This window comes from Streptomyces sp. NPDC004111, from assembly GCF_042874215.1.
Classification (GTDB): Bacteria; Actinomycetota; Actinomycetes; order Streptomycetales; family Streptomycetaceae; genus Streptomyces.
The window spans coordinates 1-11799 of record NZ_JBIAMU010000022.1 but is presented as its reverse complement, the minus strand read 5'-3'; the positions used below and the strand labels follow the sequence as shown (position 1 = coordinate 11799).

At 72.8% G+C, this 11799-nt stretch carries 8 protein-coding genes; 4 read left to right on the top strand and 4 right to left on the bottom strand.

All coding sequences use genetic code 11. The features are described from left to right. The first annotated feature begins 458 nt into the window (after positions 1-458). Complete coding sequence (locus ACFYVL_RS34840; RefSeq protein ID WP_389252187.1) at positions 459-2582, top strand: asparagine synthase-related protein; 2124 nt, start codon at positions 459-461, stop codon at positions 2580-2582. Between the two features lie 219 nt (positions 2583-2801). Here ACFYVL_RS34840 and ACFYVL_RS34835 read toward each other — a convergent pair whose 3' ends face one another. Together ACFYVL_RS34835 and ACFYVL_RS34830 are read right to left on the bottom strand one after the other, a co-directional pair. After that, on the bottom strand, positions 2802-4736 hold the full coding sequence (locus tag ACFYVL_RS34835; protein ID WP_389252185.1) for a sigma-70 family RNA polymerase sigma factor: 1935 nt from the start codon (positions 4734-4736) through the stop codon (positions 2802-2804). Between the two features lie 211 nt (positions 4737-4947). Next, positions 4948-5778: a TetR/AcrR family transcriptional regulator gene (locus ACFYVL_RS34830; protein ID WP_389252183.1), complete on the bottom strand. Its 831-nt coding sequence runs from the start codon at positions 5776-5778 to the stop codon at positions 4948-4950. Positions 5779-6133: 355 nt separating this feature from the next. Between ACFYVL_RS34830 and ACFYVL_RS34825 the strand changes: the two genes are divergently transcribed. Next, positions 6134-7486 carry an NAD(P)/FAD-dependent oxidoreductase gene (locus ACFYVL_RS34825; RefSeq protein ID WP_389252181.1) on the top strand — a complete coding sequence of 451 codons (1353 nt, stop codon included), beginning with the start codon at positions 6134-6136 and terminating at the stop codon, positions 7484-7486. A gap of 195 nt (positions 7487-7681) precedes the next feature. Then, entirely contained in the window at positions 7682-9337 is a 1656-nt protein-coding gene (locus tag ACFYVL_RS34820; protein WP_389252179.1) for a SpoIIE family protein phosphatase, read from the top strand. Positions 9338-9383: 46 nt separating this feature from the next. Here the strand turns inward: ACFYVL_RS34820 and ACFYVL_RS34815 are convergent, their stop codons facing one another. Then, on the bottom strand, positions 9384-10682 hold the full coding sequence (locus ACFYVL_RS34815) for an MFS transporter (protein ID WP_389252177.1): 1299 nt from the start codon (positions 10680-10682) through the stop codon (positions 9384-9386). A 114-nt stretch (positions 10683-10796) separates the two neighbouring features. On the opposite strand from ACFYVL_RS34815, the gene ACFYVL_RS34810 reads away from it, so the two are divergent. Next, the gene (locus tag ACFYVL_RS34810) at positions 10797-11354 is read left to right on the top strand and encodes a MarR family winged helix-turn-helix transcriptional regulator (RefSeq protein WP_389252175.1); all 558 of its coding nucleotides are present in this window, start codon (positions 10797-10799) and stop codon (positions 11352-11354) included. Positions 11355-11583: 229 nt separating this feature from the next. On the opposite strand, the gene ACFYVL_RS34805 is transcribed toward ACFYVL_RS34810, so the two are convergent. Next, the coding region (locus tag ACFYVL_RS34805; protein WP_389252173.1) for a hypothetical protein at positions 11584-11799 on the bottom strand (216 nt) is incomplete at its 5' end.

Genomic DNA, 11799 nt, shown 5'->3' with positions numbered 1-11799 from the left:
CGACGACAGCGCTTCCATGGAACGTGCGTGGGTCGGCCCGCTGCACTGGATCCAGTGGGCTGGGGGACACCGCCACCTTCATCCCCGCGGGTGGCGGAACGGTCCGGGAGGCGAACAGCGTCTCCCGGACTGCGCGCGTCCCCAAGTTGGCCGAATGCCGACCCCTCGTTCTGCGGGTCTTTCGGGGTGCGCGGCGGCCTCCAGTGCACACTCCGGGAGGCCGCCCGCCCCAAATGCCCCTCAACTCCCCTTTTCCACCAGCGCATTGCGGTCCCGCACCCCCCACCCGTGCGCCGTTGTCGTGGCAGCATGGTCCCCACGCGCGGCAAGCGCGGCACGGTGCGCGCACCGAGGGCATGAGCACCCGCCCGGCCGGGATCCGGTCAGGACCCCGAGCCCCCACCCGCGAGCACCGGCGGCAGGACGAGCAAAGTTGTCCACAGCCTGTGGAGGCGGCGATGCGTTGGTTGGTGGGATGGAGCAGCGTCGCCGCGAGCTTCGGCACGGTCGGAGCCGTCGGCGCCCCCGGCACCGAGCACGAGGGCGACACCGTCCAGCCCGTCGGCGCCCAACTCCTGTGGGGCGACCCCGACCCCCTGTGGGCGGTCGGCGACTGGCGCCCCGACGAGGTCCGCACCGTCAGCGTCGACCCCTTCACCCGGCTCGCCGTCCTCGGCTGCTGCGGCGCCACCGACGAGGAACTCAGGGTCGGCCTCTTCGCGGCGCGCGGCGGCGCACTGCGACACCTGACCGCCTGGTCCGGCAGCTACACCGCCGTCGTCCAGACCGGCAGACGCGTCACCGTCGCCGGTGACCTGGCCGGCGCCCGCCCCGTCTTCTACACGCCCTGGGCCAACGGCACCGCCTACGCGACCGCCGCGCTCCCCCTCGCCGACCTCATCGAGGCGCAGCTCGACATCGGCCACCTCGCCGCCCTCCTCGCCTGCCCCGACGTACCCGAAGCACTCCGCGACGGCACCCCGTACACGGGCGTCCGGCGCATCCCGCCCGGCCACGCCCTGGTCCTGCGCGAGGGCTCCCGCGAGATCACCGGGTACGAACCGGTGGCCTCGCTCGCCGTCGCCGCACCCCAGGTCGACGCCGAGCGCGCCGTGGAAGGCGTGCGCGACGCACTGGTCGAAGCGGTACGCGCCCGGCTCACCGCACCCCGGCACGCGCCGGAGACACCCCTGCCGGACCCCGGCCCCGTCCCCGGCATGGGCCCCGCCGAGCGCCGCGCCCGCCGCCGCGGGGCACCCGTTCCCGGCATCGGCTCCGACCTCTCCGGCGGCAGCGCCTCCGCCACCCTCGCCCTGCTCGCCGCGGGCCTCCCCGGCCTCCCCGGCACCGTGCTCGGCCACGGCACGGGCGCCGGCGAGCGCCTCCTCGCCGTCACCTTCAACGACCTGGCCGCCCCCGCCCCGGCCGGCGAGAACGAACTCGCCGCCGAACTGGAGCGCGCGGGCGCCATCGCGGCCAACCCCCGCCTGCACCACGTCGTCGTCGCCGGAGCCGAGGAGGCCCTGCCGTACGCCGATCTGGTGTCCGGCCCGCTCACCGACGAACCGGGCCCCTCCCTCGTCACCGCCGAACGCGCCCGGCTGCGCCTCCAGTCCGGCAGCGCCGACCACCTCGTCGGCAACGGCGCCCGCCAGGTGCTCGACGCGCACCCGGCCCGCCTCGCCGACCTCCTCATCGACCGCAGGCGCCGCCACATCCTGCGCCCCGCAACGGCGTTGGCCAAGGCCGAGGGCGCGTCCCCGCACTCCTTCCTCGTCCCGCTCACCGTCTACCGCGCCGCCCGCCGCCTCGCCCGTACGTCCTACCGCTCGGGCATCGAGGACGCGGCCGGCCGCCTCACCAGCCGGGGCGTGGTCGGCGCGAGCGGCCCCAGCGGAGCCCTGGACGCCTCACTGGAGGCGCTCACCTGGTCCCGGCCGGGCCCCGCGGCCCGCTGGCTGACCGGGGAGGCACTCGCCGAAGTATCGGTTCGCCTCCAGGAGTCGGCGCTGCGGCCCGCGTCCGTCCAGCGCCCCGGCGAGGCCCGCGCCCGTGCCGCGCTGGCCCGGCACGCCTACGACCACCGCGTGTTCGAACAGGCCGCGGAGGTACGCAGCCAGCGCCTGCACGCCCCCTTCCTCGACAACCAGGTCGTCCGCGCCTGCCGGGACCTGCCGGAAACCCTGCGCGTCCAGCCGGGCGCCCGCGCGGCCATACTCCGCGCGGTCCTCAAGGGCGCAGGCGTCCACGAACTGCCGCCCGGCTGGGGCGCGGCCACCACGCACACCACGTCGGCGGCCACCGCCCAGGCGGGCATCCGGGCCGCCCAGGACGACCTGCTCGGCCTGTTCGACGCACCGCTGCTCGCGGACGCGGGCCTGATCGAGGCCCGGGTCGTACGCAAGGCGGTCCGTGCGGCGGCCTCCGGCGAACCCGTCCCGCTCGACGGCCTCGCCGACCTGGTCTCCACCGAACTCTGGCTGCGCCGTCTGCTCGCCCGCCGGGGCACCTGCTGGACGGGCTCGGCGGCACCCCGCCAACGGGCGGTCGCGGGCGGGGTCCCGCAGCGCAAGAGCCTGTAGCCGGACCGGGGCGGACACCCACCCCGGGCCCCGGCGGCGCGGACCCCTGCCGCACCCACCGGCTCAACCCTCAGCGCGGCCCACGCGCGGAAATCCCCAGCGCGGCCCACGCGCCGAAATCCCCAGCGCTCCCGGCCCACCAGCCGCCCCGGCCGCGCAGGCCGCCGGCCCACCGCAGCCCCGGCCCCTCAGCGCTACCGGCTCATCCGCGCTCCCGGCTCATCCGCACGCGATCCTCGACCGTGCCCAGTCCGCGAAGCCCACACCGTCCGCGGACTCCACCGACTCCGTGACCAGCCGGAGCGTCTTGCGCCCCGCGATCCCCACGTGCACCGGCAGCGCCTTGTCCCCGCCCCGTACCACCGGGGACCGCCACAGCAACTCGCCGTCGCCGTACACGGAGAAGCGGACCGCGCCGTTGCCCATCGTCATGTCGTCCACCCCGACCAGGGCGTCGTACGTCGAGCACTGCCGGTTCAGATCGATCGTCACGGACGAGTCCTCGGGCACGGACACCCCGTTCTTGTACCGCACCCCGCCGATCGACATCTCCGACCGCTGCCACAGCGCACTGCTCTCGGCGACTCTGACCTCGGGCTCCGTGTGGTCGCCCATCGGCCCGTACGTCAGCTCCGCCACCTGGTACGCGGCCGGCGGCTCCGGCGGCGGCGGAGGCTTCGGCGCGGGCGGCTCGGGCCTGGGCTTCGCCGGGGGAGGCGGCGGGGGCGGCGTCGGCTTCGGGGCCGGCCTGGGCGGCGGCGCCTTCGTCACCGGCGGCTTCGGGGCCGGCTTCGCCTTCTTCGGCGGCGGCGGTGGCGAAGGGGACGGCGGCTTCGGCGAGGGCTTGGCGGACGGCGGCGGGCTGGACGGCGGCGGAACCGGCTCCACCGGATTGGCCGCCGGCGGCTTCGCGTCCGCCTTCGGCGGGATCGGCTGGTCGTCGCCCGCGAACGCGAACACCAGCCCCGCCGTCACCGCGAGCGCGACGGCCGCACCGATCCCCGCCTTCGCGGGCGCCCCGAGCCCCTCGGCGGCAGCCGCGCCACCGGCACCCCCGCCGGAACCGCCCGCAGCCGCACCACCGGCCCCGGTGGCCGCGGCCGCCGCACCCGCACCGGTGGCACCCACCACCCCGCCGGCCACGATGCCCGCGGCCTTCACCGAGTACCCGGCAGCCACCCAACCGATGATCGCCACCGGAAGCAGCGCCGGAATCCCGGCATTCACATCGCGCAGCTCACCGGCCGCCAGACGGCACTTGGCGCACTCCTCCAGATGCTTGCGCAGCCCCCGCTCGGCCCGCATCCGCAGTCCGCCGCGCGCGTACGCCCCGAGCCGGTCCGCGTACTGCGCGCAGTCCCCGCCCGCGGTGAGCGCCGAACTGACGTGGGCCTGGAGGTACGCCTGCTTCAGCCCCTCGCGGGCCCGGGACGCCAGCACCGCCGTCGCGTTCGCCGACAGCCCGAACAGGGGGGCCACCGCACTCGGCGACTCCTCCTCCACCGTGGTGTGCCACAGCACCGCCTGCCACCGCTCGGGCAGCGACCGGAAGGCCTGCATGGCGAGCGTCTGCTCCGCCTCGTGCATCGCCCGCACGTCCGCGCCCAGATCGAGCGTGTCGTCGTCGGACACCTCGGACAGCCGGGCCGCCTGCGCGGCGAACACGGCGAAGTCCTCGACCAGTTGCTCACGCCGGGTCGTCTTCGCCCAGGAGGCGGCGACCCTCCGCACGGTGGTCAACAGATAGGCGCGGACCGCGTGTTCGGGACCGGAGCCGCCGCGCACCGCCTGCAGCGTACGGGCGAAGACCTCGGCGGTCAGGTCGTCGGCGGTGTGCGCGTCGCGGCAGCAGGTACGCGCGTAGCGCCGCACCGCCTCCGAGTGCCTGCGGAACAGCTCCTCGTAGGCGCGGTCGTCGCCGCCGCGCATCCGCTCGATCAGGTCCGCGTCGGAAAGACCGCTCTCACCGGCCGAGGTACCGCCACCGCGCTGGGTGGGCACGCTCGTCGGATCGGCTCCGGGTTCCGAGACGGGGGCCGGGGTGGCGCCCAGCGGGCCGCCCTGCTGGGGCACCTGCTGGGGTACTTGCCGGGGCGACTGCCCCTCGTCCTCCCCGCCCCCTCCGAGCGATTCGTCCCGCTCGTCAACACCCATTGCGGAAGCCCCCGTACGCACCCTCTGACCGGAACACCGGGCAAGAGTCCCACAGGGCGACGCGCCGAAAGCCGATCAAGCCCGCCAACCACTCGTCCGGGGGGTTTCCCCGAAATCGAGCGCTACTCCTCACCCTTTCGGGGAGGCGTCGGCGGGCTCACGGCACGGCCCGCGCGGCACCCGCTCCGGCGCGCGCACGCGGGCGTACGACCTACGCGGGCCGCGAGCGCAGACCCTCCAGCAGGATGTCCAGCAGCCGGGCCGAGGCAGCCGCCTGCTGTGCCGCGTCCGGCAGCGAGGGCGCCGCGGTGGCGATCACCAGCAGCACGTCGGCCACGGTCACGTCGGCCCGCAGCTCACCCGCCGCCCGCGCCCGGTCCACCAGCCTGCCCACGACCTCCAGCAGCGTCGACGCACCGGCGTCGTCCAGCTCGCCCGCAGTCCCCTCCTGGCCGGCCTGCCGCAGTTCCGGCGCCGCCGAGTCCCCGGCCTGCCGCTGCTGCGGCACCCGGGTGGCATCGCGCACCGCGCCCTGCTCGAACGCCGGGCCGGCCTCGGACTCACCGTCCACGCCCACCCGCAGCACCTGCGGAGGCAGCAGCCGGCCCGCGCCGGAGGCGACCGACGTCCGCAGGAACCGGGACAGCGCCGACCACGGCTCGTCCTCCTGCCCCAGGGCCGTCCGGGCCTGCTCGGTCAGCCGGGAGGTCTCCTCCTCGGCTATCCGCCGCACCAGTACGTCCTTGCTCGGGAAGCGCCGGTAGACGGTGCCGACCCCGACCCGGGCCCGGCGTGCCACGTCCTCCATCGGCGCCCCGTACCCCAGCTCGCCGAACACTTCGCGAGCGGCCCGCAGTACGTGTTCGAGATTGCGCTGCGCATCCACGCGGAGCGGCGCCGAGCGCTCGACGGCCGAACCGGCCGACACCGCCCTGCCGTTGTTCTCCGCCGCCGGCGCCGGAGCCGGTACGGCTCCCGAAGCCGAAGTCGATGCCGCCGGTGATGTGACGGCAGCCTGCCACTGTGAATCCTGAATGTGCATCAGCGTTCCCCCGGTAATGATGTCTCCCCCCGGAGACACTCCCCGCCCTGACTGCCGGAGTCCGCGGGTCCTTGGATCACAAACCCCGCCACTCCGACGAGATACGAACATAGTTGAGCGCGAGGCGATTCAGAAGGGGGTTGTTCCGCACGGTGTGCCCCACGTTCGGAGCAGCGGCGGGAGCCGTTCCGTATGCACCCCGGCCCCCTGCCCCCCGCGCACCCCCTGACCTGCACCGACAGCGCTTTCATCGGCACTGACCGGCGAATTCGCGCCAGCTCGCGCGAGCTGGCGGTCAGTCATACAAGTTGTCGACCCTGTGGACAAAACCCAGTGCCCGTTGCCTCATGGGACGGTGACAAATCCAGTGCGCATTCTCGTGGTAGGCGGCGGATACGTCGGCATGTACACCGCACTGCACCTTCAGCGCCGGCTGAAACGGCAGCTCGCGGAGGGCGGCGCGGAGATCACCGTCGTCACGCCCGACCCCTACATGACGTACCAGCCCTTTCTGCCCGAGGCCGCCGCCGGATCCATCTCACCGCGACACGTCGTCGTCCCCCTGCGCAGAGTGCTGCCCCGCTGCCGCGTCGTCATCGGCGAGGCCGACACCATCGACCACACGGAGCGCACCGTCACCGTCACCACCCTCGCCACCGCCGAGGAGGGCAACGGACCTGTCCGGATGCCGTACGACGAGCTGGTCCTGGCCCCCGGCTCGGTCTCCCGCACCCTGCCCGTCCCCGGCCTCGCCGAGCACGGCATCGGCTTCAAGACCGTCGAGGAGGCCATCGGGCTGCGCAACCACGTCATCGAGCAGATGGACATCGCCTCCTCCACCCGCGACCCCGCCGTCCGCGACGCCGCCCTCACCTTCGTCTTCGTCGGCGGCGGGTACGCGGGCGTGGAGGCACTGGGCGAACTGGAGGACATGGCCCGCTACGCCTCCCGCTACTACCACAACATCAAGGCCGAGGACCTGAAGTGGATCCTCGTCGAGGCCAGCGACCGCATCCTCCCCGAAGTCGGCGACGAGATGGGCAAGTACGCCGTCCGCGAGCTGCGCGGACGCAACATCGACGTCCGGCTGAACACCCGGCTGAACTCCGTCGAGAACCGCGTCGCCGTCCTCGACGACGGCGCCCGCTTCCCCACCCGCACCCTCGTCTGGACGGCCGGCGTGAAACCGCACCCGGTACTCGCCGCCAGCGGCCTCCCGCTCACCGCGCGCGGACGCCTCGACTGCACCGCCCAGCTCGCCGTCGCGGACACCGCGCACGCGTGGGCGGCCGGGGACGCGGCGGCGGTGCCCGACCTGACCGCGGACGAGAAGGGCAAGGAGTGCGCACCCAACGCCCAGCACGCCGTCCGCCAGGCCAAGGTCCTCGCCGAGAACATCGCCGCCTCCCTCGCCGGGCAGCCGCTCACCGACTACCGCCACAAGCACGCCGGTTCGGTCGCCTCCCTCGGCCTGCACAAGGGCGTCGCCCACGTGTACGGCCGCAAGCTCAAGGGATTTCCCGCCTGGGCCATGCACCGCGCCTACCACCTCAGCCGGGTCCCCACCTTCAACCGCAAGGCCAGGGTGCTCGCCGAGTGGACCCTGTCCGGCCTGTTCAAGCGCGAGATCGTCTCGCTGGGCTCGCTGGAACACCCGCGCGCCGAATTCGAACTCGCGGCGGGGGGCGAACCCCCCAAGCCCCGCTGACGTCCTCTCAATTACCGACTGTCAGTGCGGTCCGTCACACTGGACGTGTGACGATAGGTGGGCTCGTGCCTGCGCAGAGTGACGCGCCCAGCGAACCCGCCGCCCCGCACGAGCAGCACCCCGGGAACCCACCCCGGGCACCGCACCACCCTCAGTCGACCTGCTCCACACCCCGATCACGAGGCAAGTAGTTCTGTGAACTTCACCCGCTGGAGCGCCCGGCTCCCCGGAACGCAGCGCCGCGCCGCAGCGCGGTCCGACCGCGGGTCCGTTCCCGCCGCCCGCGGAGAGTCCGGATCGCAGCCCGATCCCGCGACGGACCCCGAGACCGGCGAGAGCGCCCCCGAGGATCCGTGCCCACCGGCCCTCGAAGACCTCTCCCTGCGCGAGATCGTCCGCCAACTCCCCGCCCTGGTCGCCCTGTTGTACGGACCCGACCACCGCATCGCGTACGTCAACGACGCCTACACCACCGCCTTCGGCCCGCGCGCCCCCGGCGCCCCCGCCGCCACCGAGCTGCCCGAGCTCGAAGAGCTGGGCCTGCTGCCGCTGATGGACCAGGTCCTGCGCAGCGGCACCCCGCGCACGGTCAAGTCGCGCCGCACCCCCAAGGGCGGCTCGTACACGATCACTTGCACCCCGCTGGACACCCCCGACGGCGGAGGCGTGCTCGTCTTCGCCGCCGACGTCACCGACCACGCGGACGCCGCCGAGCGGCTGCGGGCCGCCGAGCGCCGCCAGCGGGAAACCGCGGTGACGCTGCAAAGGTCCCTGCTGCCGCAGGAGTTGGAACAGCCCGACGACCTGCGGCTGGCCGCCACGTACCAGCCGGGCGGCAAGGACGCGGCGGTCGGCGGCGACTGGTACGACGTGATCACCCTCGGCGCGGGCCGCACCGCCCTCGTCATCGGCGACGTCATGGGCCGCGGGGTGCGCGCCGCCGCCGTCATGGGCCAGCTCCGCACGGCCGTGCGCGCGTACGCCCGCCTCGACCTGCCCCCGCACGAGGTCCTGCAACTTCTCGACGGCCTCGCCGCCGAGATCGACGCCAGCCAGATCGCCACCTGCGTCTACGCCGTCCACGACCCCAACGAGGGCAGGCTCGTCTACGCCTCGGCCGGCCACCTGCCGATCCTCGTACGCCACGAGGACGGCACCGTCACCCGCGCCGAGGACCACACGGGCCCGCCGCTGGGCACCGGCGGCTGGATGCACACCTCGGGCACCATCGCCCTGCCGCCGGGTTCCACGGCGGTCCTCTACACCGACGGCCTGGTCGAGCGCCGCCGCGAGGACATCGACGAGGGCGTCTCCGCACTGGAGCGGGCGCTCTCCGGCGCCACCGGCACCCCGCAGGTGGTCTGCGACCGGCTGATGCGCGCCCTGGGCATCACCACCGACCACGACGACGACGTGGCCGTCCTGGTCGTGCAGCACCCGTCCCGCAAGGGACACGACGCCGAGCTGTTCCACAACGCGGCCCTGGAGCTCCTCGGCGGAGTGGAGGCGGCCCCCCGCGCGCGTGCCTTCGCCACCGGGGTCCTCTCCTCCTGGCGCTTCCCGGTGGAACTGCGCGACCTGGGCGTACTGGCCGCCAGCGAACTCGTCGCCAACTCGCTCCAGCACGGCACCCCGCCCATGCGCCTGCGGCTGCGCCGCACCGACCGGCGGCTGATCATCGAGGTGACCGACGGCGACGACCACCTGCCGCGCCGCCGCAGGGCCGACCCCGCGGACGAAGCAGGACGAGGCATCTCGATCGTCGCGACGATCGCCTCGTCCTGGGGTTCGCGCCGCACTCCGGGCGGCGGCAAAGCGGTCTGGTGCGAGTTCGCGCTCCCCGACTCCTGAGCGAGGAGGGTCGGGGAGCGCGAACCAGGAAGGGTGGCGCGGCGGCCTACGCGGCCGTCTTGACCTGCTTCTCGGCGGTCGCGTCCGGCACGTGCTGGGCGACCACGATGGACTTCACCGAGAGCGGCAGGTCCTGGACCGGCGTGAGCCGCTTGCCCATCCGCAGCGCCAGCACGCTGATGCCGAGGGAGAAGAGGACGAAGGTCACGATGTACGGCATGTGCAGCGAGGCCCCCATGGGCCCGCCCACGGCCGGACCGACCGCCAGCGCCAGCTGCTTCACCAGCGCGAAGGCCGAGTTGTACGTACCCACCATCGACTCCGGCGCCAGATCGGCGACCAGCGGCGCGACGGTCGGCGACAGCATCGCCTCACCGAGCCCGAAGAGGGCGTACGTGGAGATGAAGGCGGCGGTCGCCATGGCCTGGCTGCCGTGTCCCAGTCCCGCGTATCCGGCGATCAGCCACGCCACCGTCCAGATCAGCCCGACCAGCGCGATCATCCGCGACCGGCGGCGGCGCTCGACGAACTTCAGCACCAAGAACTGCGCGAGAACGATCATCGCCGTGTTGGCGGCGAGCGCGATTCCCAGCGTGGCGGGGTCGATGCCGGCGGCCTCGGTGCCGTAGGCGGCCAGGCCCGACTCGAACTGTCCGTAGCAGGCGAAGAAGATCACGAAGCCGAGCACGCACAGCTGGAGCATCGCCTTGTGCTTCACCAGCACGCCGAGCCCCGCGAAGAAGCCCTGTCCGGACTCCGCGCCCTCGACGGCCGGGATGTGCGGCATCCGCACGGTCAGCGCGATCCCGGCCAGCACCAGGAACATCACGGCCTCGATGCCGAAGAGCAGGGTGAAGCTCCCGGGGTTGTTCTTGTCGACGATCTGGCCGCCGATGAGCCCGCCGATGCCCAGCCCGAGGTTCTGCAGGAAGAACTGCATGGCGAAGGACCGGGTACGGGTCTCCGGGGCCGAGCAGCGCACGATCATCGTCGCCAGCGCGGGCTGCATGACGGCCGTGCCGATACCGAGGACACCCGCCGACGCGACGGCGGTGGCCAGGCTCGACGCACTGCCGAGCGCGACCGCGCCCACCGAGGCGGACAGCGCGGCGCCGATCAGTACCGGGACGGGCCCGCGCCGGTCGATCAGCAGCCCCACGAAGGGGAGCGCGACCAGCGCGGCCATGGCGAAGGCGGCGAGCACGATGCCCGCCGAGGTCGGCCCCAGATCCCGTACCTGAGCCACGTACACATACAGATACGGAACCGTGAATCCGAGCCCGAACGCACTCAGCGCGTTGCCTGCCTGAATCCGCCGCATCGCCGAGCCCATCGCCTTGGTCATACTCACCTCAACCCTGAAGACCTGAAGTCCGAAGACTTCAACACTAAAATTAGAACCTCAACAATACACACCGAAGGACTTCAATGCCAACGCGCCCCGTGCCATACTTCGCGGATGCCAGACACGCCAGAGACGCCCGGCCCTGATGAGCCGAGCCTCGAAGAGCAGATCGCCGCATACCAACGCGAGTTCCAGGACCTGGACCCCCAGGTGGAGAAGGTGGTCTCGGCCCTCGGCCGCCTGAACCGGCGGATGAACGTGGCGTACGGACGCCAGGTCGCCGCCCTCGGCATCAGCAACGCCGAGTGGGAGGTCCTGAAGACCCTGGTGGTCTCGGGCGCCCCCTACCGGCTGGGTCCCGGGGAGCTGGCCAAGCGGCTGGGTCTCACCCCGGCCGCGATGACCCACCGCATCGACCGCATGGCCGGCGAGGGCCTGGTCACCCGGGACCGCGACGAGAACAACCGGGTCCGCGTCATCGTCGAGCTGACGGACGAGGGCCGGGCGAAGTGGCTCGAAGCGATGCGCATGGCGTCCTCCTTCGAGGAGGACCTCCTCCAGGACCTCGCCCCGGAGGAGCGGACGGTCCTGGGAGACGTACTGATCCGTCTCCTGCGCCGCGTCGAGGACACCCAGCCGGACGCCGGCGGTCGCCTGACCGACCTGGAGTGACAGCTCTCCTCGTGCCTCCGGGTGCACCGCTTCGGTGCCCTGTTCGAGGGGGCGGGTGGGGGGTTGACACCCCCCACCCCGATCCGTAAGGTTCTCCGAGTTGCCGCACAGCCGTAACGGTTCTGCGACAGCCAATCCCGCCGCGAAAGCGGCAACTCAAACTCCGCACGATCTCCCTCCGGGGACAATTTCGGCATGCCGATTTCTGTCACCGGGAGCCGATTTCGGTTCACCGGGAAAATCCACTAGGGTTTGAGACGTCGGAACGGCCCAACAGCCGGGAAGATAAACCCCGCTGACTGGGAATCAGGCCCGAAAGGATCTGATAGAGTCGGAACCGCCGGAAAGGGAAAACGCGAAAGCGAAGAACCTGGAAAGCACCGAGGAAATCAGCACCGGAAACGGTCTGATAGAGTCGGAAACGCAACAACACAAAAGAAACACC

What these genes read in the sequence shown, in the direction of transcription:
- ACFYVL_RS34840 (WP_389252187.1), top strand. Translation starts at nt 459, where the DNA reads ATGCGTTGGTTGGTGGGATGGAGCAGCGTCGCCGCGAGCTTCGGCACG.
- ACFYVL_RS34835 (WP_389252185.1), bottom strand. Translation starts at nt 4,736, where the DNA reads ATGGGTGTTGACGAGCGGGACGAATCGCTCGGAGGGGGCGGGGAGGAC.
- ACFYVL_RS34830 (WP_389252183.1), bottom strand. Translation starts at nt 5,778, where the DNA reads ATGCACATTCAGGATTCACAGTGGCAGGCTGCCGTCACATCACCGGCG.
- ACFYVL_RS34815 (WP_389252177.1), bottom strand. Translation starts at nt 10,682, where the DNA reads ATGACCAAGGCGATGGGCTCGGCGATGCGGCGGATTCAGGCAGGCAAC.
- ACFYVL_RS34810 (WP_389252175.1), top strand. Translation starts at nt 10,797, where the DNA reads ATGCCAGACACGCCAGAGACGCCCGGCCCTGATGAGCCGAGCCTCGAA.